The organism is Acidovorax sp. FHTAMBA (genome assembly GCF_038958875.1).
GTDB lineage: Bacteria > Pseudomonadota > Gammaproteobacteria > Burkholderiales > Burkholderiaceae_C > Acidovorax.
Genome location: NZ_CP152407.1, coordinates 3,815,378 through 3,841,165, shown reverse-complemented (window position 1 = coordinate 3,841,165; position 25,788 = coordinate 3,815,378). Strand labels below are relative to the sequence as shown.

Below are 25,788 nucleotides of genomic sequence, written 5' to 3'. Positions count from 1 at the left end.
CATGGGAGGGTGCCGGTAAGCTAGTGCCCATGTCCGTATACCGTTCTGCCCTTTTGCGCTTTGCCGATGATGGCCGCGCCCTGTATGACGAAGATGGCCTGCTGGCGATCGGCCCGGATGCGCAGGGCCGCCAGCGGGTGCTGGCCGCAGGTTCGTGGCAGGCACTGGGCGCGCAATACGCAGACCAGCCCGTGACCCACCTTCCGGGGCGCATCCTTGCGCCCGGGTTTGTGGACATGCACATCCACTTCCCGCAGACGGACGTGATCGGCTCGCCCGCCGACGGGTTGCTGCCCTGGCTGGAGAACTACACTTTTCCGCATGAAAAACGCTTTGCAGCGCCCGACTACAGTGCGCAGATAGCTCAGTTTTTCATAGCAGAACTGTTGCGCAACGGCGTGACCACGGCGCTGGCTTTTTCCACCTCGCACCCCGCGTCGGCTGAGGCGCTGTTCGCAGAGGCCCAGCGGCACCAGATGCGCCTGATCACCGGCAAGGTGCTGCAGGACCGCCACTCGCCCGACGGCGTGCGCGACGACACCGAGCAAAGCCTCATCGATACCGAAGCGCTGATCCAGCGCTGGCACGGTGTGAACCGCCTGGGCTATGCCATCACGCCGCGGTTTGCGCCCACCAGCACCCCCGCGCAGCTGCGCGGCGCTGGCGAGCTGGCGGCGCGATACCCCGATGTGTGGATCCAGTCGCATGTGGCGGAGAACCTGGATGAAATCCGCTGGGCGCGCGAGCTCTTCCCGCGCTCGCGCAGCTACCTGGGCGTGTACGACGATTTCGGCCTGATGCGCGAGCGAGCCGTGTATGCCCATTGCATCCACTTTGACGACGACGACCGCGCCCTGATGCGCGACACGGGCGCGGTGGCAGCCATCAGCCCCACCAGCAACCTCTTTCTGGGCAGCGGGTTTTTCGATTACGCCAGTGCCGACCGGGTGGGGTTTGGCTACGGCCTGGCCAGCGATGTGGGCGGCGGCACGAGCTTCAGCCCCTTCCATACGATGCTGGCGGCCTATTACGTGGGGCGCACCACTGTCGAAGGTGTGCAGACCAAGCAGGGCCTGAGCCTCTCGCCCCAGCAGCTGTGGTGGCAACACACCGCGGGTGCGGCCCGGGCGCTGGGCCTTGCGGGCGTGGTGGGCAACCTGCAGCCCGGGTGCGAGGCCGACTTTCTGGTGCTCAACCCCGCAGCCACGCCGCTGCTGGCGCGCAAGACCCGCCAGGCCCGCAACCTCGATGAGCTGTTGTTTGCGCTGATCGTGCTCGGCGACGACCGCGTTGTGGAAAAAACCGTGATTTCTCAAGCAAAATACGGCTCCAGCGCATGATCATCAAGCGCCAATAGCTACAAAGTTAATAGCGCCCCGGGTTTTTCAGCCCTGGGGCCACAGCGCAGGGACTTCAGCCATGAGCATCAAGAGCGACAAATGGATCCGCCGTATGGCGGCCGAGCACGGCATGATCGAACCGTTCGAACCCGGCCAGGTGCGTGAGGCCGAGGGCAAGAAGATCATCAGCTACGGTACCAGCAGCTATGGCTACGACATCCGCTGCGCGCCAGAATTCAAGGTGTTCACCAACATCCACAGCACGGTGGTGGACCCCAAGAACTTCGACGAAAAGAGCTTTGTCGATTTTGAGGGCGACAGCTGCATCATCCCGCCCAACAGCTTTGCGCTGGCGCGCACCGTGGAGTACTTTCGCATCCCGCGCAACGTGCTCACCATCTGCCTGGGCAAAAGCACCTACGCCCGCTGCGGCATCATCGTCAACGTGACGCCCTTCGAGCCCGAATGGGAGGGCTATGTGACGCTGGAGTTTTCCAATACCACCCCGCTGCCTGCGCGCATCTACGCGGGTGAGGGCTGTGCCCAGGTGTTGTTCTTCGAAAGCGACAAGGATGATGTGTGCGAGGTGAGCTACCGCGACCGCGGCGGCAAGTACCAGGGACAGGTGGGCGTGACATTGCCCAAGGCCTGACTGCTCGCACGCCCGGGGCAGGTTTGGCGGCGCCTGCGCAAAGCCGGTGTCCTACAAGGCCTCGTTCCTTTGGCTGAAGTGTTGCGAGAGGACACATCCGTAGCATCTGGTCATGCCATCGGATGGTCCGGTGGCCAGAAGGAGTCCACCATGCTGACCTTTGCTGCAACATCTGCACCCGCCAAGGCCCGGGATGATGTGCTTTCTCATTTGCCAGTGCGCGATGCGCGCGAAAGTCGTGCACTGTGCGGAACGGCGCTCATGGAGCACCCGGCGCACGTTCAGTCGCACTCACACTCGCACTCGCACTATTGGCCCTGTGATCTGCTCAACGCCTTCATCCTCCGGATGGCAGCAGCGGGCCGCTGCGTGAACACCGCGATGATGCTGGGCCACAAGCCGTATGCCTTGGAGCAGCTGGCCGCTGCGCGTGCCGTGCCGGATGAAGGCCTGCACGCTGCTGCAAACCGCCTGCAGGCGTACTTCGAGGTAGCAGCGCCACGGGGGTGCGAAGTGGTGGCGGCGATCGACTAGTGCCAAGGCGGCCCGTGGGGAGCGGGCCTCTATTCATCGGCGAGTTGCCCAGGCGCCTGGCGATCACTCTTCCACGCAGACCCTGTTGCGCCCCTGGCGCTTTGCGTCGTACAGCGCGGCATCCGCCCGCCGCAGCATGTCGGCGCCGGTGTCCTGCAGGTCCCGCAGGGTGCCCACCCCGGCACTCACGGTGATGTGCCCGACCACGGGATCGTGCTGTTCCGCCATGGAGTCGATCAGAGTCTGAGCGATGGCCTGGGCGCCTGCCAGGTCTGTATCCGGCAGCAGCGCCACAAATTCCTCGCCTCCCAGGCGCGCCACCACGTCCGAGCTGCGCAGACGCGTCTCCAGCGTTTGCCCAAGCCGGCGCAGCACTTCGTCGCCGGCCTCGTGGCCGTAGGTGTCGTTGACCCGCTTGAAGTGGTCCACATCGACGGCAATCAGGCTCAACGGGCGTTGGCTGCGCCGTGCCAGCGCCATGGCAAAGGCCATCTGGGTTTCAAAGCCCCGGCGGTTGAGCAGGCCCGTGAGCGCGTCGGTACGTGCCTGCAGATCCAGCGCGCGGTTGGCCGCCTCGAGCTCCAGCGTGCGCAGGCGCACTTTCTCTTCCATGGCGCCGCGCGCGGCAATGAGCCGGTGGGTCATGCGGCCGAGCGCCCGCGATAGCTGCCGCACCTCGCGGCTGCTGTGCGCCTGGGGAATGTGCGTATCGTGCCGATCTGCCTCCACGGCGCTGGCGGCGTGCGCCAGGGCATACAGATCTTCGCTGAGGCGGCGTGCGGCCAGCCACGCCAGGACCGACGCGAAGAGTGCGGCGGCCAGCCCGATCATCAGCGCCATGCGCACCGCTTTGTTGGCTTCGGCAAAGGCCAGTTCCACCGGCTCGCGCGCAACTACATACCAGCCCAGATCGCTCTCGGGGTTGCGCGCCGGCAGCGGTGTGATGGCGGTGAGGTACAGGCGTCCATCGGCCCACCGAGTCACCGCTGCGGGGTTTTTTTCACGCCGCAGGCCTTGTCGCCGGTCGGAACCGACCGGCAGGCGCTGCCCGGCGCCCTGCAGGGCACGGGTCTTGCCATTGGGGGCATAGATCAGCGCCTCCTGCTGGTCAAACACGAACAGCTCCGCCGCAGTCTCATTGGTGCGCTCAGGGGTCAGGCTTTCGATCACCTCCCGCGTCCACTCCCAGCTGCCATGAATGCCCAGCACGCCCACCGTGGTGGGTCCCAGCCGGATGGGTGCTGAAAAATCGACAAAGCGGTGGGGCTCGCCCGACGCCGTGGGGGGCAGCAACTTCTCGAGCAATTTGGCAGGGTGCACGTCGCCCACATACAGATGCTTCAGACCTTCCTGGAACCAGGGGCGCTCGGCCACGTTCTGGCCCACCAGGAGGCTGCCGGTGGCGGCGCGCACCACGCCCTGCGCGTCGGCCACACCGATCCACACGCTGTGGGGTTGGGTGGCCTGGCTGCGTGCCAGCATGTGGTGCGCCTCGGCAGAGTCCAGCCCCTTGCTCCAGATGACCTCGGACGCCGCCAGCACCTCGACCTCGCGGCTGCGCTCTTGCAGACCATTGCTCAGCAGTCTGCCCGCGTTGTGGGCAATCACTTGCAGTGACGAGCCGGCGTCGCGCTCGATGCGGTACTTGAGCAGTTCGCCAAACCCCAGCGACAGCAGCACGGCCAGGCCGACCACCAGCGTGCCGAACACCAGCGCAATCTGTGTGCGCAGGCTGTAGTCGGAAAAACCGCTTGAAGTTCATGGCGTCGTCCGTGCGGCCGGGTGGGTGGCGCCTGCGGGGTGCGGGCGCATGGCCAGCCGGGCGGCTGCCAGGTCCCAGCCCGCCCAGCCGCAGCTTTTGAACAGCACCGGGCCGGTGGCAGGGGCGAAGCCGTTGCGCACAAGTTGGCCCAGCGTTGGCAATGGATTTGCATCCAGCCCCGCCTGGAGCAAATCACCGGCTTCGTGCCGCGCATCGTCGCTGTCCAGCACGATGCGCCCGTGCGCTGCCACATGGTGGCAGAACGATGGAGAAAGCTCGGCCATGTTCTCGGTGAACGCGCCCACTGCCGCCACGAATGCGTCGGCCCGTGGCGGCGCACTCAGCACCACCGCGTGCGCGGGCGTGCACACCGCCACCAGGGGGCAATGGGGCAGGGCGGCATCCGCATCGGTCACGGTGTGGGCCTGGGCACCGAGCGTCGCGGCATGCCGGGCGAGCTTTTGGGCGCTGGCCGCGCTGCGCGATGCGATCCAGACTTCTGTCACCCCCAGGCCTTCCACGAACGCCTCCAGGTGCGCCAGGCCCTGGACACCCGCACCCACGATGAGCAGCGGACCCGCAGGCTTTTGCGCAAGATGCCGGGCAGCCAGCAGCGAGACAGCGGCCGTCCGGCGTGCCGTGATCGTGGGGCCGTCCAGTACAAGGCGGCGTTCGCCCGTCAGAACATCAAACACCACGACATCGCCCTGGATCGCGGGCCGGTGGGTACCGGCGTTGGCGGGCGTGAGTGTGATCAGCTTGGTCATCGCCACCTGGCTGTCGGTGGCGGGCATCACGAACAGGCTGCCGCCGCCGGGCAGAGGCAGTACCGTGCGGGCGGGCACTGACACCGTATCGTCCCGCAGCAGGGCCCCGATTTCGTCGGCCAGCGCGTTCCAGGGAAGGCAGGCCCGGGTGGCGGTGGCGTCGAGCGCGCCGGCTGTCAGGGAGGATGGTTGCACAGGCATGGCGGAACTGTACACAGGCTGGCTACGCGGTGGGAGCGGACAAGCCCCAGTCGCGCGCGGGATGTTGCCCGGGTAACTTGTGGCTGCAAGCGGCTGCCGGTGTTGGGGGTCAGTGGGTTGCGCCCGCGCCGAGGGCGATGTCTTCTGGCGTCAAGACGGCGGCCCATAAAGCGGCGTGGGTGCCGCGCACCATGTCTCGCAGCGCCAGGTGGGGCACGCCCTGGCCCGGCAGCCAGGGGACATGGATAAATCCGCCCCGGGCGCCCGCCGCGCCCGCACCCTGCGTTTGCAGCAGGTGCAGCAGGCCATACAGCACATGGTTGCAGACAAAGGTCCCGGCGGTCTGTGAAACCTCGCAGGGCACCCCGGCGCGCAGCACGCCCTGCAGCATGGCCTTGACGGGCAGACTGGAGAAATATGCAGCAGGCCCGCCGGGCACCACCGGCGTGTCGATCGGCTGGTGGCCTGCGTTGTCGGGGATGCGGGCGTCGTTGATGTTGATCCCCACCCGCTCCAGTGACAGGGCATTGCGCCCCCCGGCCTGGCCCAGGCAGACGACCAGCGCTGGCCGGTGTGTGGCCACCAGCGTTTCCAGTTGCTGCAGCGACTTGCCAAACACCGTGGACAGTTGCGCAGCCACTACGCGGTGCCCGGCAATGCGCTGTCCGTCCAGCGCTTGGGCCACCAGCCAGCTGGGGTTCAGGGTGTCTGTGCCAAAAGGGTCGAAGCCCGTGAGCAGGATCACGCCGGTGCTGTCAGCGGTGCGTGTGGACTGTGGATTTGATGGGTGCGCCATGAGGGACTGTAGGGTTTCTTCCCGAGCCATGGTAGTGGCTGCGCCGGGTACGTGCACGGCGCGTAATATGGCGGCATGGCCGTTCTTTCGGGATGGCACCGGAGGCACCGTATGAAGTGGGAAGGCAATCGCGAGTCGGACAACGTGGAAGACCGGCGCCAGGGCGGCGGCGGTGGTTCGCCGATCTTCGGTGGGCGCAGCATCGGCATCGGAACCATTGTGATTGCACTGGTGGGTGGCTGGGTGCTGGGTATCAACCCGCTGACCATTCTGGGACTGCTCAGTGGCGGCGGGCCGCCGGCACAGGTGCAATCGCAGGGGCCTGCACAACGCCCCCCGGCCGACGACACCATGGCCCGTTTTGTGTCGACCGTGCTGGCCGACACCGAAGACGTGTGGCAGGGCGTGTTCCGCCAGGGCGGCGGCACCTACCAGGAGCCGCGCCTTGTGCTGTTTCGGGGTGCCACACCCACGGCCTGTGGCACCGGGCAGGCGGCGATGGGCCCGTTTTACTGCCCGGCAGACCAGAAGGTGTACATCGACCTCGGGTTTTACGAAACCCTCAAGAACCGCCTGGGAGCGCCGGGCGACTTTGCCCAGGCCTATGTGATTGCCCATGAGGTGGGCCACCATGTGCAGAACCAGCTGGGCATCAGTGGCAAGGTCGACCAGATGCGCGGCCGCGTGAGCAAGGCGGAATACAACGCGCTGTCGGTGCGGCTGGAGCTGCAGGCCGACTGCTTCGCTGGCGTGTGGGCACACCATGCGCAGAACGCGCGGCAGGTTCTGGAGCAGGGCGACGTCGAGGAAGCCATGAACGCGGCCGCCAGGATCGGCGACGATGCACTGCAGCGCTCGAGCGGTGGGGCGATCGTGCCCGAAAGCTTCACCCACGGCACCAGTGCGCAGCGCCAGCGGTGGTTCCACACCGGTTTGCAAAATGGCAGCGTGAAAGCCTGCGACACCTTCGCCGCCCGGAGTCTTTGAAACACCCCCCTGAGCCGCTTCGCGGCTTCCCCCCGCTCTCGCAACGCTGCGCGTTGCGGGCAGGGGGACGCAGCCAGCGCACGCAAGCGAAGCGCTGGCTACGCAGCTTGGCGGCCCTTGCGCAGCTGCCCGGGCATGGGCCGCGCCGGTTTTGTGGGGTGTGGGTGACATACGGCGCCATGGAGAACTGAGATGTCCCCTGCTGAGTCCCTGCAGCCTCTCCGGTCGCCGGGCATCGCCGCCGCGTGGTCGGCGGCGGCGGTCACGGTCCCGCATGCCGTCGGCCTGGGCCTGCTGGCTTTTGCGCCCCTGGCGGCAGACCATTCCCTGGCAGCACTGGCGTTGTGGTCGGCGGCCCTGCCGGGGCTGCTGCTCACGCTGGCGTTGCCGCGCGCGGGGGTGGTCTATGCGCCCACCACCGTGGTGGCGCTGCTGTTTGCGGCGGTGCTGGCCACCGCCCATGGCGCGGCGCCTGCGCTGGGCCTGAGTGCGCGCCAGGTACTGGCGGTGAGCGGGGCTACGGTGGCACTGGCGTTTGTGTTTCAGTGGCTGCTGGGGGTGCTGCGCCTGGCCTCGGTGGCGCGTTTCCTGCCCGTCTCGGTCACGCATGGCTTTGCGGCCGGGGTGGGGCTGTCGATGGTGGTGGGGCAGGTGCGCAACGGCTTTGGCGCGGGCGCAGATGCCTCGTGGGACGCCCGCACCGGTTGGCACCTGTTGGCGGCAGTCGCGGTAGTGGGGCTGGCGTGGGGTCTGCGCCGGCGCTGGCCCCGCATGCCGGGGCTGCTGACCGCTGTGGCCATGGTGGCGCTGGCCGTGGCAGCGGCGGGGCTCTGGGGCCGCGGGCTGGGGGATGTGTTTGCTCCTGCCGTGCAGCCCAGCGTGTTTGCCGGCCCGATGTGGCCGGACTGGACGGGCGTTCCCTGGGTGGCGCTGGCGCAGCGGTATGGGTCGGAGCTGGTGGTGCTGGCGCTGTTGATGGCGTTGGTCAACAGCCTGGAGATCCTGGTGTTCAACCAGGAGCTGGAGCTGGACCACGGCCTGCGTGGTAACGCCAACCTGACCCTGCGCCGCGAGAGCCTGCTGGGCGTGTTGTGCGGGCTGGCCGGGATGATTCCCGCATCCACCAGCGCATCGCGTTCGCGCATCGTGCTGGCACAGGCGGGTGCGTCCCGCGACGCACCGCGCTGGCATGCCGGCATCATGCTGGGCGTGGCCCTGACAGGCGCCTGGTGGCTGCACTGGGTGCCCATGGCCTGTCTGGCGGGTGGGCTGGTGCTGGCGGGGCTCATGCAGGTTCCGGGGCTCATGTGGTCGCTGCGCTATGCACAACGCTCGCGGGTGACCTGGGCGCAAAGCTGGCTGGTGGCGCTGGTGTTTGCGGTGATGGGCGGCGTGGGCGCGCTGGTGGCGGGGCTGGTGGTGGCCACCTTCGTGCTGCTGCACGACTCAGCCGCCAAGGTGCTGCGCCATGTGCGGCTCGATGGCGAGCTGCGCTCGCGCCGGCTGCGGCGCGCGGGCTCGGACACCTGGCTCTCGCCGCGCATGAACCAGGTGGCCGTGTTTGAACTGCAGGGCGTCATGTCGTTCGGCGTGGCGGCCCACCTGGCCGAGCAGGTGCGCCTGCTGCTGCAGCCGCGCCACCGCTGGGTGATTCTGGATGCAGGCCGCGTGCCCGCCTGGGACAGCACGGCCTTGGCGCAGCTGCGTGCGCTGGTGCGTGATCTGGACCAGCAGGGCATTGCCGCTGCCGTGGCCTCGCTGGACCCGGTGGCGGCCGAGCATGCGGGCGAGCCGGTGCGCGCCTTTGCCGACCTCGACCGCGCCCTGGAATGGGCCGAGGCCGGCATCCTCGCGCAGCGCCCCATCGAGCAGCGCCCGGCCCGCCCGGAGCGGGACCTGCTGGGCGAGATGGGCGAGGGCGTGCCCCGGGCAGCAGCCGAGGCCCTGATGGCGGTGCTGGAGCCACTGGCCGTGCCGCCCCATGGGGTGGTGTTCCGCGCGGGTGATACCGACCACGACCTGCTGGTGGTGAAGTCGGGCCACATCACGCTGGTGACCCAGTGGCCGCCGGACAAGGGGCTGCGCCTGGCCACGGTGGGGCCGGGCATGGCGTTTGGCGAGATGGCGTTTCTCAATGGTGCGGCCCGCAGCGCCTGCGCGGGCTCCGAGCGGGGGCCCGCGCACCTGGTGCGCCTGTCTCGGGCGCACTTTGACGCCTGGGCCCGGCAATACCCCGAGGCAGCGCTCACGGTGATGAATAACCTCGCCCAGATCGGGGCGAGGCGGCTGGCGGTGACCACACGGCAATTGCGGGCCGTACTGGAATAATTTTTGTAAGAAAAACGGCTGCAGCGCTTTATGGGTAAGCGCTATAAGCTATCAAATATGAAGCATTCGAGCCGAAAATTGCCCTCGAAAGAATGCGCTCTGTACCACGCCGACTGGGTGAAAAATCGCTTTTCGGGCCACCGGTGCGACAATAGGCAGCTCAGGCAACGCTGAACAAGTCATTTGCGCAATGCGCATTCCCCGCACAGGGGCCGGTTTGTGGCGTTGCAAATCCTTGCGATAACCCCGGTTATCGCTGCGGTTTGCGCCTTGCAGCCAGCCCTTCCCAGGGGCGTGCCACATTGCTCAGACAATTTCAGCGTCGCCTACAGACACGCTTTTAATGACAAGTTCCTTTTCCAATCTATCGCTGGCTGAGCCGCTGGCGCGTGCCGTAGCCGAAATGGGCTACGAGTCCATGACGCCCATCCAGGCGCAGGCCATCCCGGTGGTGCTCACCGGACAGGACGTGATGGGTGCCGCCCAGACGGGCACCGGCAAGACCGCCGCGTTCTCGCTGCCCTTGCTGCAGCGCCTGCTCAAGCACGAGAGCAGTTCCACCTCCCCGGCCCGCCACCCCGTGCGCGCCCTGGTGCTGTTGCCCACGCGCGAGCTGGCCGACCAGGTGGCCCAGCAGATTGCGCTGTATGCCAAATACACCAAGCTGCGCAGCACCGTGGTGTTTGGCGGCATGGACATGAAGCCCCAGACCATCGAGCTTAAAAAAGGCGTCGAAGTGCTGGTGGCCACGCCGGGCCGTTTGCTGGACCACATCGAAGCCAAGAATGCGGTGCTCAACCAGGTCGAGTACGTGGTGCTCGACGAGGCCGACCGCATGCTGGACATCGGTTTCCTGCCCGACCTGCAGCGCATCCTCTCGTTCCTGCCCAAGCAGCGCACCACGCTGCTGTTCAGCGCCACGTTCTCTCCCGAGATCAAGCGCCTGGCCAGCAGCTACCTGCAAAACCCCGTCACCATCGAGGTGGCCCGCCCGAACGAAACGGCCTCCACCGTGGAGCAGCGCTTTTACAGCGCGGGCGACGACGACAAGCGCCGTGCCATCCACCAGGTGCTCAAGAGCCGGGGCATCAAGCAGGCATTCATCTTCGTGAACAGCAAGCTCGGTTGTGCCCGTCTGGCGCGCAGCCTGGAGCGCGAAGGCCTCAAGACCACCGCGCTGCATGGCGACAAGAGCCAGGACGAGCGCCTGAAGGCGCTCGAAGCCTTCAAGAGCGGCGAGGTCGATCTGCTGGTGTGTACCGATGTGGCCGCGCGCGGCCTGGACATCAAGGACGTGCCGGCGGTGTTCAACTTCGACGTGCCATTCAACGCCGAAGACTATGTGCACCGCATTGGCCGCACGGGCCGTGCGGGCGCATCGGGCCTGGCGGTCACGCTGGTGTCGGGCAGCGATGCCCGCCTGGTGGCCGACATCGAGAAGCTGATCAAGAAGAAGATCGAACTCGAAGCCATCGAATACGAAGAAGACCAGCCAAGCATTCGGAATCAAGGCCGCATCAACGACGGCCGCCGCGCCTGGCGCGAAGCTGGCGAGACGGGCGATGGACGCGATGCCATCCCGGCGGCCCCGCGCCGCGAGCGCGAACGCGAACGCGAACACCGTGGTGGCCGCGAAGCCCGCGAGCCGCGTGAACAGCACCGGGGCTTCCGCCCGGCCGTTGCCTCGCGCGATCCGTTTTTTGAAAAGCCGTATGAAGCCAGTGCGCCTGCCGATGCGGCGCCCGCCTGGGAAGCGGCCAAGTCGGCACCGCGCAGCAGCGTGTCGGCCAACATCAAGCCCAAGCGCAAGGTGGCTGCCCTCTTCAAGGCGGCCCAGCCGGAAACCTCGGCGCAGGGATGAGGACCAGGCCTTGTTCAAGGCCTTTTTTCATGGTTTCATAGTCTTTTTGGCCTCTCACGCTTGCTGTGAAAGCGCAAGCAGCTACAAAATTGGTAGCTAAAGCATCCCGTCAACCCGCGTGTTGACGGTGGTCTGCCCGCAGGTTGGGTGCCAGCCCGCGCAGCAGGGCCGCATCGATGGCGTTGAATGCAAGCGCCCGTCCCCCGCGCTGCTGCACAAACTGCTGCGCAGCGTCCGTACTTGCAAAGGCGGGAAGGTTGCCCGCCCGCATCGGGCCCATGGCCGAAGACCCCGCCACATACACCGCCTCCTGGGCGTTCAGCCACTGCCCCGTAGCCGTGTCGGTGACATACCGGGCCACAAGTGAATCGGCTGTGCGGCCGCGTGTGTAGTGGGCCACGTTGCCCTGGTAGAGCATCAGGCTGAGCGGCGAGTCGAAAAAGAAGGCGTCTCCGTCTGAAAAGATCACCTGCGCCGCCCATGCCCGCGCGCGGGCGGGGTACATGCCGCACACGGGGCAGCGCGCGTCGGCGGGCACTTCGCGTGCGTCAGCTACGGCCTGGCCCAAGGCCGGGTCGTAGGGCGTAGGCGGAGCCACCACACAGACATCGTCGCCCACGCCGTCCAGCGCCGATGCGTTGATGCGCCCGGATGGCCCGCGCTGGTGCAGCGTCCAGCCCACCAGCCCGGCCGAACCCAGCAACAGGGCCGCCACCGCACGGCGCCGTGATGGCGAGTGCGACGGATGGTGTGCCTGCTGGCGCGATGGGTCGGGAGTGGGCATGGCCGTGGTCACATGCGCGTGTCGTGCAGGGCGCCCCCGCTCAGGTCCACCATGTCGGCCTTGATGTCGCCAAAACGCAGCACCTTGCCGCCATATTCGGTGGCGAATTTCTGGGCGTCGGCCTCCTGCGCAAAGCTGCCGATGGTGGGGCCCATGGAGCCGTGGCGCTTGCTGCCCACCACGTACACCGCCGTCTTGGCGTCGATCCAGTGACCTTTGGGCGCATCCCAGTCGGCCTGGCCCATATCCTGCACATAGACGGCGCGCACGGCACGCACCTGCTCGCCGGCCAGGAGCGTGCTGAACAGCTCCACGGTGTCGCAAAAGAAGGAAGGCTGGCTTTGCCCGACAAAATGCACCTGCGCCTTGGGGCCGGGGTAGTCGGCCAGGAGCATGCCGTCCAGCTCACAGCTGGTGGAGCGGTCGATCTCGACGGGGGCGAGCGATTGCGCCTCGCCGGCGCGCTCGCCGCAACCGGCCAGCAGGCCCAGCGACCCCAGGGCCGCCAGCGCGGCCAGGCCGAGAACGTGGCGACGGTCGCCGCAGGCACCGGGGGTGCCGGCATGGCGCCGGCGGCAGGAACAGGTGTATTTCATGGTTTGAATCTCCAGTTGGCCAGAGCCAGGGGGACGATGATCCAGGCCAGCATCACGCCACCCATGGTGGTGGGGCTGCCCATGGACGACGGCACGACACTGGCCAGGCCGTAGAGCGTGCGCACATCGTCGAGCGAGAACACGTTGAGGATGCGGAACACATCGGCCGGGTTGAGCAGCAGCAGCCACGCGAACACCTCACCGCCAAAGCGGCCACCCGTGCCCACCAGCGCCCCGAGCAGCAGCAGGTCGAACACCAGAACGAAGAAGAACCAGGTGGCGATGGCCAGGCCCGAGGCGCGCGTGCGGTCGCGCGCCAGCACCGACAGCAGCACCGCCAGGCTCAGAAACGCCAGGCCCAGCAGCACCGAGCTGAGCATGAAGCCGAAGTAGTGGTACATGCCGGCCCAGCTCATCTGCCGCGACAGCAGCACCGCCACCAGGCCAAAGCCCGCCAGCGTGGACAGCGTGAGCGCGGCCGCCAGGCCAAGGTATTTGCCCAGCAGCAATTCGAAGCGGGTGATGGGCAGGGACAGCAGCAGGTCGAGCGAGCCGCGCTCGCGCTCGCCCACGATGGCATCAAAGCCGAGCAGTAGTGCGATGAGCGGGATGAGGTAGATCACCAGGCTGACCAGGCTGGCGATGGTGAACTCGATCGAGCGAAAGCCCACGGCCCCCTGCTGCGCGCCGCCAAAGTAGGCGATGACGAGCGAGAACACGGTGAAGACGAGCGCAACCGCCAGCACCCAGCGGTTGCGCATGCGGTCGCGGAATTCTTTCGCGGCAATGGTGAGGATTTGCGTCAGTTCCATGGGGCCATCCTTCAATCGGCGAATCCGAAGAACACGTCTTCCAGCGACGGCTCCAGCATCTTGAGGTCGTGCACGCGTGCGCCAAACGGCGCCAGCGCGGCCAGCACGGCCATTTTTTGCGCGCGCGGGCAGCGCAGGCGCAGGCCGGTTGGCAAGGTTTCGGGCGATGCGCCCGTGACCGCCGCCAGTGCCTGGGCCACGGCGGGGGTGTCTTCGGCACCCAGCTGCAATTCGAACACCAGCGGCATCTGCGTCTGCTCGCGCAGCGCCTGCACGCTGCCCACGGCCTGGACCTTGCCGGCCGACATGATGGCCAGGCGGTCCACGCGCTCTTGCAGCTCGGCCAGGATGTGCGAGGTGATGATCACCGTCACGCCCTGGGCCTGCAGCCCGCGCAATGTGGCATAAAAATCGCGGATGGCCTGGGGGTCGAGCCCGTTGGTGGGCTCGTCTAGAAACAGCACCTGGGGGGCGCCCAGCAAGGCCTGCGCAAACCCGAGGCGCTGGCGCATGCCTTTGGAGTACTCGCGCACCGGGCGATTGCCGGCATGCGCCAGACCCACACGCTCGAGCACCGGCTGGCACTGCGCCAGCGGCGCATGCTTGAGCCGGGCAAAGAAACGCAGGGTTTCCAGGCCGTTCAGGTTGTCGTAGAGCACAACGTTCTCGGGCAGATAGCCCAGGTGGCGCCGCGCGGCCCGAAAGCCCCGCCCGCCGACCTGCGCACCGCCGATCCGAATCTCGCCCTGCGTCAGCGGCACCAGGCCCAGCATCATCTTGAACAGCGTGCTCTTGCCCGCGCCGTTGTGCCCGATCAGGCCGAAAATTTCGCCGCGCGGAATCTCCAGATCGACGCCATCGACGGCATGCAGCGCGCCATAGTGCTTGCTCACGCCGCGCAGCGAGACCGCTGGGCCGTCACTGGCCGGAAAAGTGCTTGCCACGCCATTCACTCCATTGTTGGTGGGTTGGTTGCATGCGCGGCTTGGGGTCCACCACCGAAGGCACGCGCAGGACCGGAAACTGCTGGCCCACCAGGCGCAGGGCCTGCACCGCGGGGCTGGCCAGCAGCAGCTTCATGCTGGGATGGCGCCAGGTCAGGCGGTCCACCATGTCGTTGGCCTCGTAGGGTACGTCGCCCGTTCCGTTGCCGTCACGGTCCCAGCCGAGGTAGTTGCTCCAGTGGTTGCCGCTCTTGGTGCCCCAGCGCTCGTCGCGCGCGCCCACGTAGCGCACCTGCTCGCGGTTGCCGATGAAGTCGTTGCCCTCCACCTCGTTGCGCGTGGAGCCGGCCGCCAGGTGCACGCCCACCACGTTGTCCACCACCAGGTTGCCATTGAGCTTGATGTACTCGACGTCGTAAATGAAAAAGCCCCGGTTGTTGCCGGCCACGATGTTGTTCTCGATCACCGAGTCCTGCAGGGTGCGCAGCATGATGCCGTGGTCGGAATTGCCCCAGGCGCGGTTGTTGCGCACCACCTGGTCGCGCACTTCCATCAGCGCCAGGCCGCCCCGGTTGTAGTAGGTGTCGTTGTCTTCCCACAGGTTGTGGTACGAGTTCATGTAGTGCGTGCCGTAGCGGCTGTGGTGCAGCCGGTTGCCCCTGAACACGGCGTGGTGCGACACATCGACATACAGCGCATCGCGCACGAAGCTGATGTTGTTGCTGAAAATGCGCGCACGCTGGGTGTTGTAGAGCTGGATGCCGTTGCCACGCTGCGACGAACCGTATTCGCGCTTGCCGGTGATGGTGTTGCGCTCGATGAGCACATCATCGGCCTTCTCGATCCACAGGCCGAACAGGTTGTAGGTCAGGTCGCAGTTGCGCACCACGGCCCGATGCGCGCCGGGGAAAAGGTAAATACCGGCGTTCTGGTGCTTGAGGCTGTCGCCCGAGTCGCGCACGATCAGGCCCTCGATCACCACATCCGGGGCGGTGACCCGGATGGTGTCGCCCTGGTTGCCACCGCTCAGGGTGGGGCGGTCGATGCCGCGCAGCGTGAGCGGCTTGTCGATCAGCAGGTTGACCGGGTACAGGCCGCGCGCCACCTCGATCACATCGCCCGGTGCGGCGGCCTTCACGGCGGCGGCCAGGTCCTGGCCGGGCTGGACCGACACCGTGGCGGCACCGGCCAGGCATGCCCCGCCCAGCCCCGCCAGCACGATCAGCGCGGCGCGCACAGAGCGCATGAACAAAGGCCTCATAAGTTCAGCAAGCCCAGGGCCTTGAGTGCAAGGAAGAGGGTGGCCCCGATCAGCAGGTTCTTGAAGCCCACATAGCTCAGCATGTCCATCACGCTGGCCGCGCGGTAGTTGCCGCGCCACCAGACGCCGTCCTTCACGTAGCGGCGGCCGGACAGGCGGATCAGCACCTCGTACACGCTCCAGCCAAACCACCAGCCAATGATGGCTGCCGAAGAGAGGCTGCCCAGCGCCGTCATCACCCAGGCCACGGTGGCCGCCACCGCCAGGGAGAACCCGGCCACCTGCAGCGCCCGCTGGCTGCGCCAGCCATCGGTGCTCCAGGGCCAGAAGTGGTCGCGCAGCTCCATCAGAATCCACCGCAGGCGGGACTCGCCCGCCTTGTGGAAGGGCGCCACCGGGTCGGTGGGCATGCGCGGGTCGGGGCCGTTCTTGGCCTTGGCGCTGATCTGCTCGGTGAAGCTGGTGGCGGGGTGGATCGGAATGAAATACCCGTTGGCGCCGATCGGCGTGATCTCCAGGCCGTCCTTTTCGCGGCGCTTGCGCTCCTTGGCCAGCGGCGGGCAGCCCTTGGTGTCGGTATACAGAATCATGCAATCGAGGCAGTGCAGGCATTCACGGTGGTCGATGCGGCCATCGGCATCAATCGCCTGCGCTCCGCAGCCCACGGCGCAGGCCTTGCAGCTGTTGCAGTCCTGCTTGCGCTTGAGGCCAAACCAGCGGAACGTGCTGGGCATGGCCAGCGAGGCGCCCAGCGGGCAGACATATTTGCAATAGGGCCGTTCGATAAAGATCGACACACCCAAAATCACTGCCACGAACAGGGCGTAGGGCCAGGCGCGGTTGCTGATGCCCACGAGGAACGTGGTCTTGAAGGGCTCCACCTCGGCCAGCTTTTCGGCAAGGCCCATGGAGAACATTGAGACCACCAGCAGGCCGAAGAAGATCGCGTACTTGAGCCACTTGAGCCGGTCGTGCCATTTCTGCGGCAGCTTGGTCTGAAACCGGCCCAGGCCTACAAAGCGCGCCACCTTGTAGATGGACTCCTGCAGCGAGCCAAACGGGCACATCCAGCCGCAGAACAGGCCGCGCCCGAACAGGAACACGGTGACGATGATGAAGATCCAGAACAGGAAAATGAACGGATCGGACAGGAACAGCGACCACGTCCACTGGAACAGCAGCGAATGGAACCAGGTCAGCACCTGCGTGATGGAGGGCTGCGCCATCAGGCCAAAGCCCACCCACAGCATGCTGATGGCCCAGAAGCTGTACTTGAAGGCGTTCACGGGCCACTTGTTCTTGTGGGTGGAAAGGCGCGTGAGCTTCTCGCGGTAGGCGTACACCACCGTGACGGCTAACAGCACCAGGGCGAACAGGGCAATCGAGACAGCCTGTGTCTTCCACACGCGCACCCAGGGTGCGTCGGGCTCCACCACTTTGGGACGCCCGCCGTCCAGCAGGTTGGCGGGCAGCCAGTATTTGGATTCGAAAACGGCAAAGCTGCGGTGGCCCGTGGCGCGGTCTACGCGGTTGCCCAGGAAAGCGAGCTTCCAGGGGAAGGCTGCGGAGAAGGCTGCCGAGCGGACCACAAAAATGGCCGATTCGCTGTAGCGCGGGGCACCGGCTGCCTCCAGGCCATACAGGTTGTAGGAGTCCAGATCGCGGAAGGTGAACGAGTCTGCACCCTGCTTGACCTGCACGCGGTCGTAGATGCCGCCGCGCACGAAGCCCGAGCCCTTGAAGGATTCCACACCGCCCGTGCGGATGACGAAGAAGGCGCTTTCCTGCGGCTGAAGCCGCGAGCGCAGGTTCTCGAAGCCGCGTTCACCCAGCAGGCTGCGCCCAAGGTCGGGGTGGTTGAGGTCACCAAACCACAGTTCGATGAAAGGCTCGGGGCCCCGCGGCAAGCCGACCTGTTCGGGCTTGACGAGCAGGCGCTGCGCCACGCCCATCTGGACCAGTTGCGCCCAGTCGTATCGCTGCCCATTGGCAAGAAAACGTGCGGGGTCTCGCACGGTAGGCTCGATGATGCCCGTCTGTCGCGCCACGGCGGCGCCCGACATCGTCACCACCTGGTTTTGCGCAATCACCGTGACGGTGGCGCCGGAGATGGCATCCAGGCCAATCACGTTTTCCTCGGGCCTGGACGGGCCGACTTCCAGCGTGTCCTGGACAGACTTGCCCAGGTACTGGTTGTTGAAATTGATGAGCGCCGATTCGGGGATGCCCAGCAGCAGGATGGGCTCTGAGTGCTTGAGCACTTTGACGCCCACGTAGTGGCCCTTGAGGTCCATGCCGATCAGCGTGACCACCGGCTTGCCCGAGTACGCGGGGGTGTCGGTGATGTCGGTGGAGAGCATCACATAGCCCAGCAGCTTCTTCTGGGCCGAGTCGTTGTCGTAAGCCTCTGCGTAGGGCGGCTGGCCCTTGCGTTCGGAAAAGTGGGTGGCCCCCGGGAACACGTCCTTGCAGGGCACCAGGGCGCACATGTCGCGCGCGGTGGCCAGATCGGCAGGCAGCTCGGCCTCGTAGGCGCCTGATGCGGCATGGGCGCGCGGCGCCAGCCAAAGGGCTGCCAACAAGACCAGAAGAAGCGTGGCGAACTGCCGACGGAGGGGAATCATGGGACTATCTTTTTGATAGCTGTTCGCGCTTATCTATCAAGCGCTAGCGGCCAATTTTGTTCAAATTAGGGCGCAGTTGTCACAACTGGCGCGCCCCAGACCAGGGATGCAGAGCAAGGGCCGCCCCGCAGCGAGTGCATCGTCCCCCTTCCCGAATCGCGCAGCGATTCGAGAGAAGGGGGAAGGCGCGCAGCGCCTCAGGGGATGCTCCGAATCAAGCTTCCACAATCATCCGTGTGCGCATCTCCAGGTGGAGCGCGTGGCAGAAGTGGGTGCAATAGCACCAGAACACGCCGGGCTGGTCGGCCACGAAGCTCACCGACTTGGTTTCCAGCGGGTTGACGATGAAGTTGACGTTGTAGTTCGGAATGGCGAACCCGTGCGTCAAGTCTTCGATCTTGTCGAGGTTGGTCAGGATCAGTGTGACCTCGTCGCCCTTCTTGAGCTTGAACTCGCGCAGGCTGAAGGCCGGTGCCTGTGAAGTGATTTTCACGGTGACCTTCTTGCCATTGCGGAACACGCCGGATTCCTTGGGATCCTTGATGGCCAGGGGCGATTCGTCCAGATCGTAGACCTGCTTGGGCTTGACCAGATCACGCTTGAAGATGATGAAGTCATGGGGCTCGCCACGCACGGGGTGGTCGGCCAGCAGCACCATCTTGTCGCCGCTGATGTCGATGAGCTGTTCGTTCTCGGGGTGCAGCGGGCCCACGGGCAGGAAGCGGTCTTTCGAGAACTTGCAACCCACGGCCAGGTACTTGCCGTCGGCAGCGATGGTCTCGGACTGCGAGGCGTTGATGTGGCCCGGCTGGTAGTGCACATCCAGGCGGTCTACCACGTACTTCGCGCTCTTGTCGCCAGCGTGGAACTTGATGGCAGCCTCCACGTTCCACTTGACCACCTGGCTGTCCAGGAACAGCGTGGTGTAGGCGTTGCCACGGCCGTCGAAGGCGGTATGCAGCGGGCCCAGGCCGATTTCCACTTCGGCAACGATCGCGTCGTCGAGCTTTTCCATCTTGCCGTCGAACCAGTCGAGCACCTTGGCCAGCTCGATCACGGTGGCGGTGGGCGAGAGCTTGCCGGCGCAGATGAAATACTTCTGGTCGGGGCTGGCGTTCACGCCGTGCGGGTTCTTGGGCACGCTGACGTAGGCGGTCAGAGCGGTCTTGGGGTCCTTGTTGGCTTCGTGCGTGCCATCGACCACGGGCACCTTGGAAGAGCCGATGGTCTTGAACTTGCCGGCCTTGACGGCTTCTTCGATGCGCGCAATGTTGAAGAACAGGCAGGCGTCGCGCTCGGCGGACATCATGTCCTCGTACTTGGCGCCCATCTCGACGTTGTACTGGTTCGTTGCTGCCAGCTTGCCGTCGTACGAGGTGGCGGTCAGATCGCAGTTGCCGTCAATCAGCACCTGCCAGCGCACTTCCATGGTCTCGGCGTCCACGCAGGTGAACATCGAGCGGTATTTGGTGTGGTCTTCGCTGCCGGTGTTGGGCAGCGGGATGCCGAATTCAGCGCCGCAGAACACGCGCGTGGTGTAGTTGATCGCCGGATCGACCGGGTCGCGCTTGTCGGGGAAGATGCCGTGGAAGCCCTGCACATTGGGCAGTTGGGTGATCTTGTCGCAAACGAAGTAATCGAGGCGCACGCGCGCGATGCGGCTGTTGATCTTGTCGTTGATCCAGGCGTAACGGCCGTCGTAGTTGCCGTCCTTGTAGGAGGCGTGCGTGTGGTGGGTATCTGCCACCGTGTAGCGCAAGCTGCCATCGGCCTTGGTGCCCATGATGGCCTTGGATTCGTTGGTGATGCCCCAGCCGACGAGTGCATCGGGGACGAAGCAGGGAATGCGGTGAATTTCGCGACCCGAGGGCAGACCCAAAATGCGCATGTCGCCGGTGTGGCCACCGCTCCAGATGCCGTAATAGGTGTCGAGTTCACCGGGTTTGAGGTGGACCGCGTTGGCGGCAGCCGAATGGGCCGCAGCAGGCGCTGCAACAGGCCCCGACGCCGTCGTGGCAGGCGCGCTGGCAGGCTTCTCGGTGCAGGCGGCTACGCCGGCAGTAAGGCCTGCAAGGGCTGCGGTGTTGATGAAACGGCGACGGCCAAGGCCGATGGTTTCAGGGGTTGCTTCTCTCTTGTTACTCATGGTTCACCTCTTTAGGATTCACTTACAAAAAAACAGGGGGCGCGCGTGCAGGAGGAGGTATTGCATTGGCAACCCTGTCCCGCAGCACGGGAGGAACGGAGGACGGCGATGTGGTCGCCAAGGCGCAGGCCGGGAACGGGACTGTCGCTGGCACCGGCGTGCCACCGAAAAGGCACTGGGGGCACTGTGAGTCTGCGCTGCCAGAGTGGGTGGTGGCGCCATCGTCAACGAGGACCAGCTTCAGGGCGCCCCCCATCGAGCACACCGCATCGAGCATCTTTTGCGGCTGGACCAGGGGAGCAGCAGTCGCTGCACCCAATGACAGCAGAAGCCATGCCAGGATCCAGCAACGGAATCGGGTCACGGGCTGTAGGGATTGCATGGGATCGAATATAGATTCATGTAATATGAATCAAATTGATCTAGGTCATACATTGACGTCCAAACCGCTCGCGTCTGTCAAGCACTCTCCATTACATTGTTGGTGTTGCGTCGCGCAGTGCATCCTTCTTATGATGCATTTCAGGTGCGTCAAATGCGATGTGTTAAGAGGCTTGCGTTGTTCATGATCCGGCGCGGCGTTCGCTGCAGGCGTACCGCGATGCTTGCAGGTGTTGTTGGCACATGTGGCTTCGGCCCCTGCTTTTCCCGTCTTTCATCCATACCAAAACAGGAATACCCATGAAAAAACTCTCCAGTCTTCTCGCGGCCGCTGCAGTCTCACTGACGCTGGCGGCTTGTGGCGACAAGAAGCCGGCTGATGCGCCAGCTCCCGTTGCAGCGCCTGCCGCGGCCCCCGCACCTGCTGCGGCCCCGGCCCCGGCACCGGTGGCAGAGAACACGGTGGGCAAAAGCGTCTACGGAAAAACCTGCGCCATGTGCCACGCCGCCGGCGTGGCGGGCGCGCCCAAGCCGGGCGACAAGGCCGAATGGGGACCACGCATTGCGCAGGGCAAAGACACCTTGTACAAGCACGCCATCGAGGGCTACACGGGCTCCAAGGGCATGATGCCCGCCAAGGGGGGCGCCGCCAACTTGACCGACGATGAAGTCAAGGCTGCGGTGGACTACATGGCCGACCAATCCGTTTGACGGCGGCGCGCCATGAACTCCGCTCCAAGTACTGCATTCAGCCCGTTGAGGCGCCGGATCGCCATGGCGCTGCCCTTGCTGGGGTGTGCGCCCTGGGTGTCGGCCACCCCGGGTGCGCAGTCGCCGCAGCGTGTATCGCGCCCCTTGATGGGAACACAGGTGGACATCGTGGTCGATGGTCTGGATGCGCCCTTGGGGCGCCATGCTATCGACCAGGCCTACGCCGAGATGGCGCGCCTGGAGGCGCTGCTAAGCCGCTACCGGGCTGACAGCGCGGTCAGCCGCATCAGCCGCGCCGCCGGGATCCAGCCTGTGGAGGTTCCGCCCGAAGTGATGCGGCTGCTGCAGGCAGCACAGCAGATGCACGGCTTCAGTGGCGGTGCTTTTGACATCACTGTGGGCTCGCTCAAGGGCTGGCGGTTCGAGGCGGGCCATCAGGCCGCGCCCTCCGCCAGCGAGATTGCCCGGCAACTGCGGCGTGTGGATGCGCGCCGTCTGGTGCTGGATGAACGGGCCGGTACCGCTTACCTGGCCGAGCAGGGCATGGCGCTGGATCTGGGCGGCATTGCAAAGCTGCCCATTCTTGAGGCGGGCATGCAGGTGCTGCGCAACCACGGGGTGGGCCATGCGCTCATCAATGGTGGCGGCGATGTGCTGGTCATGGGGCAGCTGCAGGGGCGCCCCTGGCGTGTGGGCCTGCGCGACCCCCGCGCGCCAGAGCGTTTGCTGGGCGTGCTGCCCGTGCAGGGCCGGGCGGTGGTGGCTTCGTCGGGCGACTACGAGCGGTTCTTCATGGCGGCGGGGCAGCGCAGACACCATATTCTGGATCCCCGCACGGGGTACCCGACTGGCGGTGTGCACGGCGTGAGTCTGCTGGCCCGTGATGTAGCCGAGGTGAACGGGCTCGGCGCCGCCATGATGGTGCGCGGCGCCAAGGCCGGACAGGCCCTGGTGGCCCGTCGGCCGGGCGTGCAAGCGCTGGTGGTTTCGCAGGACGGTGGTGCCTGGTATTCCGCCGGCATGGCTGCCTCGATGGAGCGCGTGGCTGCCTGAGCGGTTTTGTTCAGGTGCCCGGTTGCTGCGAGGCTTCGCAGTGCACCTGCAGCAGTTCGCGCTCCGCCAGCGTGGTGCCAAAACGCACCGCACTCAGGCATCCACCCCATACGCACCCGGTGTCCAGCCCCAGCAGATCGCTGCGGTTGAGCCAGCCGAGTGTGGACCAGTGCCCGAACGCTGTGAGCGTGCCCGCAGTCTGCCGCCCCGGCACATCGAACCAGGGCAGCAGGCCCGGCGGGGCTGCGCTGGCGCTTTCGGTGCTTTCAAAATCCATGGCCCCTTCGGCAGAGCAGAAGCGCAACCGGGTCAGCGCGTTGACGATGACCCGCAGGCGGTCGGTACCTTGCAGATGATCACTCCATCGGTCGGGCGTATTGCCATACATGGCCTGCAGGAACGCCCCCAGGTGATCGCCGCGCAGCACGGCCTGCACCTCGTGCGCGTACGCCAGGACGTCCGCAGCCGACCAGCTGGGCAGAACGCCCGCGTGCACCATCAGCAGGGTCTCGCCTGCATGGTCGTGCGTGCGGGCCAGTGGCTGCTGGCGTATCCAGTCCAGCAGGGCTTCGCGATCGGGAGCCTCCAGCACCGAGTGGAGGGTGTCGCGCCGGGAGGGCGCGCGCGCACCGTGCGCTGCGGCCAGGAGGTGCAGGTCGTGGTTGCCCAGCAGGCAGCGCAGTGCATCGCCCTGGCGCATGCAACGGCGCAACACGGCCGCTGAATCAGGCCCCCTGTTGACCAGATCCCCCAGCAGATAAACGGTGTCCCGGCTGGGTGAAAAGCCGATGGTGTCCAGCAGGCGCCCCAGCGCGCCATCACATCCCTGAATGTCACCAATGCAATAAAGAGCCATGTGCGGTGGTTCTGATTTTTGTCGATAGAAGAGGGTATTTTCAGTGCTTTTCGCAGGCACCAGCACGGTGCTGTATGCCCGGCGGTGTATTGCAGTGCTTGAATATGGCGTTCCCAGCGCGCATTGCGCTCTTTGGGGGCGCAAAGCGACGCGGGGCCGGATATTGGCTGCTGTGGCGTGAGCAGCGCGGTTACCCAGGGGGCGGGGGCAGGCACACGCTGGCGCCAATATGCTGCATGGTGTTAATCGGGTACCAGAATTTAATTTTGGGGTGCTTGTGTAAAAGTTTTTTCTTGTTCTTATAATCCCACGTCTTTCACCCTCTTAAATCCAGACCATGACCAGCTACAAAGAACTGTTGAAGCAGCGCGAAGCCCTTGAGCAACAAATCAGCGAAGCCCGGCGCCGGGAATTGTCAGACGCGGTAGCGCAGGTCCGGTCTCTGGTGTCAGAGTTTGGTCTGACCCCCCAGGATGTATTTCCGGCTGGCAAGGGTGCCGGCAAGACGGGGCGCAGCTCCATGGCAGGTACCAAGGTGGCTCCCAAGTACCGCAATCCCGCGACCGGTGAAACCTGGACAGGGCGCGGTAAGGCACCCAAGTGGATTCAGAATGAAAACCGCGAGAAGTTTGCGATTTAAGGCTGCGTCATCTGCCCTGCACCAAAAAGCCCGCTTTTGCGGGCTTTTTTAATGCGCAATCCTTGAGTTTGGCTGCAGTTACACGGCAGCGCTGCGCGTGTTTGGTGGCACCCGCAGGGCATATAGGGGCTGCACCGGCATGACCGCGCCGATCCGCAGTTTCCGCAAATGCGGGTATCTCATGTCACCACTTGCGGCGCCGCGTTTTCCTGAGCGAGCTTTCGCAATACCCTGCTGGTGAAATCGTCTGCCGGGAAGAAAGATTCCACCGCCAGTTCCTGAAGGGTCACGTCCACCGGCGTTCCGAATATGGTCGTGGTGCTGATGAGTGACAGCATTCCGTGCACGCTTTCAAAACAGAAAGGCATTACCACGCCCAGCATTTCCCCGGCGAGCACGAGGTTACTGGATTCGGGCGGGGCCGGATATTGCTGCAGTTCCGCCTGCAAGGCCATCAGCGCGGGATCTGCGGTGGCCTGAATCTGCTGGCGCAGGCGCTCCAAAAGGTGGGCGCGCCACTGGGCAAGGTTGGCAATGCGCGGCGCCAGCCCCTCAGGGTGCAGGCTCAGACGGAACACGTTGATGGGCGGTACCAGCAGTGCGGGGCTGACGTGCGCAGCCAGCAGTGCGTGGGCGGCCTGGTTGGCGGCCACCACGTTCCAGCAGCGGTCGAGCGCAATTGCGGGGCAGGGCTCGTGGCCCTTGAGCACCAGCTCCACCGCCTGGCGCGCGGCGGCCAGCGCGGGGTCGTCCAGTGCGCGCTCGCGGTACATGGGTGCATAGCCCGCGGACACGAGCAGGGCGTTGCGCTCGCGCAGCGGAACGGCCAGGCGGTCGCACAGGCGCAGCACCATGTCGCGGCTGGGGTTGGTGCGGCCGGTTTCCATGAAGCTCACGTGCCGCGGGGAGATATCCGCTTCGTCGGCCAGCGCCAGCTGGCTCAGGTGCCGCTGCTGGCGCCAGGTGCGCAGGTGGTCGCCAAACGAGGTGGGCCCCGCCGGTGCCACGCGGTGCGGCAAGGGATGGCGCGGGGGGCGGTGGGAGGACGGTGCGGGGGAGGTCATGGCCGCCATCCTAGGCGCAAACCACACACGGGCCATTACCTGGCAGGTCATCGACGCGATGCGCCAGGGCGGGAACGATGGAGCCTTCTTTCTTCCTCAACCAAGGAGCTTTCCATGTTCAAGCTGATGTCCTCCCCCCGATTCCTGCGTGCCGTGGTCTGGTTCGATGCCTCCACGGGGGTTGTGCTCGGCGCCCTGCACCTGCTGCTGACAGCGCCCCTGGCTGACTGGCTGGGCTTGCCGCCCGGGCTGCTGCAGGTGACGGGTGCCATGCTGCTGGGCTATGCGGCCCTGGCCATGGCGATTGCCCGGTCCGAGCCCATGCCGCGTGGCTGGCTGTGGGTGCTGATCGTGGGCAACTTGGCCTGGGCGTTGGCCAGCCTTGTGCTGCTGCTGGGCTCCACACTCACGCCCACCTTGCTGGGCCAGGCCTATTTGCTGGTGCATGTGGTCTCGGTGGCCATGCTGGCCGAGCTGCAGTGGTTTGGCGTGCGCCGCCTGCCCACCTGGGCTGCGGCGTGATGGAGCTCGGCTGTTGCTCCTGAAAACATAGCTACTCGCGCTAGTCCATCAAGCGCCAGGGCCATTTTTGATGCCGATATCGGGCAAGGCGGCATGGGGTGGGCGCCCCGACCACGCCGCACAGGTTTGGGTGCCGCGTTGGCATAGCCCCACGTTTGCACCGTCA

Annotated in this window: 22 protein-coding genes; 10 read left to right on the top strand and 12 right to left on the bottom strand. The window is 65.8% G+C overall.

Annotated elements, in window-relative coordinates:
* Positions 1–29: 29 nt before the first annotated feature.
* The 3 genes from guaD (at position 30) to AAFF19_RS17900 (ending at position 2,526) form a co-directional block, all read left to right on the top strand.
* The gene (gene guaD / locus AAFF19_RS17910; protein WP_342720697.1) at positions 30–1,340 is read left to right on the top strand and encodes a guanine deaminase; all 1,311 of its coding nucleotides are present in this window, start codon (positions 30–32) and stop codon (positions 1,338–1,340) included.
* Positions 1,341–1,419: 79 nt separating this feature from the next.
* The gene (gene dcd, locus AAFF19_RS17905) at positions 1,420–1,992 is read left to right on the top strand and encodes a dCTP deaminase (RefSeq protein WP_008907297.1); all 573 of its coding nucleotides are present in this window, start codon (positions 1,420–1,422) and stop codon (positions 1,990–1,992) included.
* Positions 1,993–2,142: 150 nt separating this feature from the next.
* On the top strand, positions 2,143–2,526 hold the full coding sequence (locus AAFF19_RS17900; RefSeq protein WP_008907298.1) for a hypothetical protein: 384 nt from the start codon (positions 2,143–2,145) through the stop codon (positions 2,524–2,526).
* 63 nt (positions 2,527–2,589) lie between these two features.
* On the opposite strand, the gene AAFF19_RS17895 is transcribed toward AAFF19_RS17900, so the two are convergent.
* The 3 genes from AAFF19_RS17895 to pcp form a co-directional block, all read right to left on the bottom strand.
* Positions 2,590–4,236, bottom strand: a complete 1,647-nt coding sequence (locus tag AAFF19_RS17895) for a diguanylate cyclase (RefSeq protein ID WP_246330749.1) — start codon at positions 4,234–4,236, stop codon at positions 2,590–2,592.
* Positions 4,237–4,284: 48 nt separating this feature from the next.
* Positions 4,285–5,256 carry a delta(1)-pyrroline-2-carboxylate reductase family protein gene (locus AAFF19_RS17890; RefSeq protein ID WP_182118665.1) on the bottom strand — a complete coding sequence of 324 codons (972 nt, stop codon included), beginning with the start codon at positions 5,254–5,256 and terminating at the stop codon, positions 4,285–4,287.
* Positions 5,257–5,365: 109 nt separating this feature from the next.
* Entirely contained in the window at positions 5,366–6,052 is a 687-nt protein-coding gene (pcp, locus tag AAFF19_RS17885) for a pyroglutamyl-peptidase I (protein WP_182118664.1), read from the bottom strand.
* Between the two features lie 111 nt (positions 6,053–6,163).
* Between pcp and AAFF19_RS17880 the strand changes: the two genes are divergently transcribed.
* The 3 genes from AAFF19_RS17880 (at position 6,164) to AAFF19_RS17870 (ending at position 11,228) form a co-directional block, all read left to right on the top strand.
* Positions 6,164–7,039, top strand: a complete 876-nt coding sequence (locus AAFF19_RS17880; protein WP_008907302.1) for a neutral zinc metallopeptidase — start codon at positions 6,164–6,166, stop codon at positions 7,037–7,039.
* A 192-nt stretch (positions 7,040–7,231) separates the two neighbouring features.
* Positions 7,232–9,367, top strand: a complete 2,136-nt coding sequence (locus AAFF19_RS17875; protein ID WP_182118663.1) for a SulP family inorganic anion transporter — start codon at positions 7,232–7,234, stop codon at positions 9,365–9,367.
* Positions 9,368–9,710: 343 nt separating this feature from the next.
* Positions 9,711–11,228: a DEAD/DEAH box helicase gene (locus tag AAFF19_RS17870; RefSeq protein WP_008907304.1), complete on the top strand. Its 1,518-nt coding sequence runs from the start codon at positions 9,711–9,713 to the stop codon at positions 11,226–11,228.
* 109 nt (positions 11,229–11,337) lie between these two features.
* Here the strand turns inward: AAFF19_RS17870 and AAFF19_RS17865 are convergent, their stop codons facing one another.
* From AAFF19_RS17865 to nosZ, 7 genes are all read right to left on the bottom strand, one after another.
* Positions 11,338–12,012, bottom strand: a complete 675-nt coding sequence (locus AAFF19_RS17865) for a nitrous oxide reductase accessory protein NosL (protein ID WP_246330748.1) — start codon at positions 12,010–12,012, stop codon at positions 11,338–11,340.
* 8 nt (positions 12,013–12,020) lie between these two features.
* The gene (locus tag AAFF19_RS17860) at positions 12,021–12,608 is read right to left on the bottom strand and encodes a nitrous oxide reductase accessory protein NosL (RefSeq protein WP_342720696.1); all 588 of its coding nucleotides are present in this window, start codon (positions 12,606–12,608) and stop codon (positions 12,021–12,023) included.
* Positions 12,605–13,420 (bottom strand): ABC transporter permease subunit, encoded by an 816-nt coding sequence (locus AAFF19_RS17855; protein ID WP_008907307.1) that lies wholly within the window; start codon positions 13,418–13,420, stop codon positions 12,605–12,607. The genes AAFF19_RS17860 and AAFF19_RS17855 overlap by 4 nt, the downstream gene beginning before the upstream one ends.
* Positions 13,421–13,431: 11 nt before the next feature.
* The gene (locus AAFF19_RS17850) at positions 13,432–14,364 is read right to left on the bottom strand and encodes an ABC transporter ATP-binding protein (RefSeq protein WP_182118661.1); all 933 of its coding nucleotides are present in this window, start codon (positions 14,362–14,364) and stop codon (positions 13,432–13,434) included.
* On the bottom strand, positions 14,339–15,610 hold the full coding sequence (locus tag AAFF19_RS17845; RefSeq protein ID WP_008907309.1) for a nitrous oxide reductase family maturation protein NosD: 1,272 nt from the start codon (positions 15,608–15,610) through the stop codon (positions 14,339–14,341). Before AAFF19_RS17845 ends, AAFF19_RS17850 begins: the two co-directional genes overlap by 26 nt.
* Positions 15,611–15,621: 11 nt before the next feature.
* Complete coding sequence (locus tag AAFF19_RS17840; RefSeq protein ID WP_182118660.1) at positions 15,622–18,249, bottom strand: NosR/NirI family protein; 2,628 nt, start codon at positions 18,247–18,249, stop codon at positions 15,622–15,624.
* A 214-nt stretch (positions 18,250–18,463) separates the two neighbouring features.
* The gene (nosZ, locus tag AAFF19_RS17835; protein ID WP_008907311.1) at positions 18,464–20,395 is read right to left on the bottom strand and encodes a TAT-dependent nitrous-oxide reductase; all 1,932 of its coding nucleotides are present in this window, start codon (positions 20,393–20,395) and stop codon (positions 18,464–18,466) included.
* Positions 20,396–21,076: 681 nt separating this feature from the next.
* Between nosZ and AAFF19_RS17830 the strand changes: the two genes are divergently transcribed.
* Together AAFF19_RS17830 and AAFF19_RS17825 are read left to right on the top strand one after the other, a co-directional pair.
* Complete coding sequence (locus tag AAFF19_RS17830) at positions 21,077–21,487, top strand: c-type cytochrome (protein WP_342720695.1); 411 nt, start codon at positions 21,077–21,079, stop codon at positions 21,485–21,487.
* A gap of 12 nt (positions 21,488–21,499) precedes the next feature.
* A complete protein-coding gene (locus tag AAFF19_RS17825) occupies positions 21,500–22,540 on the top strand; it encodes an FAD:protein FMN transferase (protein ID WP_342720694.1) in 1,041 nt (346 codons plus the stop codon).
* A 10-nt stretch (positions 22,541–22,550) separates the two neighbouring features.
* On the opposite strand, the gene AAFF19_RS17820 is transcribed toward AAFF19_RS17825, so the two are convergent.
* Entirely contained in the window at positions 22,551–23,396 is an 846-nt protein-coding gene (locus AAFF19_RS17820) for a symmetrical bis(5'-nucleosyl)-tetraphosphatase (RefSeq protein WP_182118658.1), read from the bottom strand.
* Positions 23,397–23,733: 337 nt separating this feature from the next.
* Here AAFF19_RS17820 and AAFF19_RS17815 point away from each other — a divergent pair, with 337 nt between their 5' ends.
* Positions 23,734–24,036, top strand: a complete 303-nt coding sequence (locus tag AAFF19_RS17815) for an H-NS histone family protein (RefSeq protein ID WP_008907316.1) — start codon at positions 23,734–23,736, stop codon at positions 24,034–24,036.
* Positions 24,037–24,215: 179 nt separating this feature from the next.
* Here the strand turns inward: AAFF19_RS17815 and AAFF19_RS17810 are convergent, their stop codons facing one another.
* Positions 24,216–25,100: a helix-turn-helix transcriptional regulator gene (locus AAFF19_RS17810; protein WP_342720693.1), complete on the bottom strand. Its 885-nt coding sequence runs from the start codon at positions 25,098–25,100 to the stop codon at positions 24,216–24,218.
* Between the two features lie 114 nt (positions 25,101–25,214).
* Between AAFF19_RS17810 and AAFF19_RS17805 the strand changes: the two genes are divergently transcribed.
* Positions 25,215–25,622, top strand: a complete 408-nt coding sequence (locus AAFF19_RS17805; protein ID WP_342720692.1) for a hypothetical protein — start codon at positions 25,215–25,217, stop codon at positions 25,620–25,622.
* Positions 25,623–25,788 lie beyond the last annotated feature (166 nt).

Coding starts and splice junctions, on each gene's coding strand:
- guaD (WP_342720697.1), top strand. CDS start 30: ATGTCCGTATACCGTTCTGCCCTTTTGCGCTTTGCCGATGATGGCCGC.
- AAFF19_RS17825 (WP_342720694.1), top strand. CDS start 21,500: ATGAACTCCGCTCCAAGTACTGCATTCAGCCCGTTGAGGCGCCGGATC.
- dcd (WP_008907297.1), top strand. CDS start 1,420: ATGAGCATCAAGAGCGACAAATGGATCCGCCGTATGGCGGCCGAGCAC.
- AAFF19_RS17855 (WP_008907307.1), bottom strand. CDS start 13,420: ATGGAACTGACGCAAATCCTCACCATTGCCGCGAAAGAATTCCGCGAC.
- AAFF19_RS17845 (WP_008907309.1), bottom strand. CDS start 15,610: ATGCGCTCTGTGCGCGCCGCGCTGATCGTGCTGGCGGGGCTGGGCGGG.
- AAFF19_RS17840 (WP_182118660.1), bottom strand. CDS start 18,249: ATGATTCCCCTCCGTCGGCAGTTCGCCACGCTTCTTCTGGTCTTGTTG.
- pcp (WP_182118664.1), bottom strand. CDS start 6,052: ATGGCGCACCCATCAAATCCACAGTCCACACGCACCGCTGACAGCACC.
- AAFF19_RS17900 (WP_008907298.1), top strand. CDS start 2,143: ATGCTGACCTTTGCTGCAACATCTGCACCCGCCAAGGCCCGGGATGAT.
- AAFF19_RS17875 (WP_182118663.1), top strand. CDS start 7,232: ATGTCCCCTGCTGAGTCCCTGCAGCCTCTCCGGTCGCCGGGCATCGCC.
- AAFF19_RS17870 (WP_008907304.1), top strand. CDS start 9,711: ATGACAAGTTCCTTTTCCAATCTATCGCTGGCTGAGCCGCTGGCGCGT.
- nosZ (WP_008907311.1), bottom strand. CDS start 20,395: ATGAGTAACAAGAGAGAAGCAACCCCTGAAACCATCGGCCTTGGCCGT.
- AAFF19_RS17820 (WP_182118658.1), bottom strand. CDS start 23,396: ATGGCTCTTTATTGCATTGGTGACATTCAGGGATGTGATGGCGCGCTG.
- AAFF19_RS17865 (WP_246330748.1), bottom strand. CDS start 12,012: ATGCCCACTCCCGACCCATCGCGCCAGCAGGCACACCATCCGTCGCAC.
- AAFF19_RS17880 (WP_008907302.1), top strand. CDS start 6,164: ATGAAGTGGGAAGGCAATCGCGAGTCGGACAACGTGGAAGACCGGCGC.
- AAFF19_RS17815 (WP_008907316.1), top strand. CDS start 23,734: ATGACCAGCTACAAAGAACTGTTGAAGCAGCGCGAAGCCCTTGAGCAA.
- AAFF19_RS17810 (WP_342720693.1), bottom strand. CDS start 25,100: ATGACCTCCCCCGCACCGTCCTCCCACCGCCCCCCGCGCCATCCCTTG.
- AAFF19_RS17890 (WP_182118665.1), bottom strand. CDS start 5,256: ATGCCTGTGCAACCATCCTCCCTGACAGCCGGCGCGCTCGACGCCACC.
- AAFF19_RS17805 (WP_342720692.1), top strand. CDS start 25,215: ATGTTCAAGCTGATGTCCTCCCCCCGATTCCTGCGTGCCGTGGTCTGG.
- AAFF19_RS17830 (WP_342720695.1), top strand. CDS start 21,077: ATGAAAAAACTCTCCAGTCTTCTCGCGGCCGCTGCAGTCTCACTGACG.
- AAFF19_RS17860 (WP_342720696.1), bottom strand. CDS start 12,608: ATGAAATACACCTGTTCCTGCCGCCGGCGCCATGCCGGCACCCCCGGT.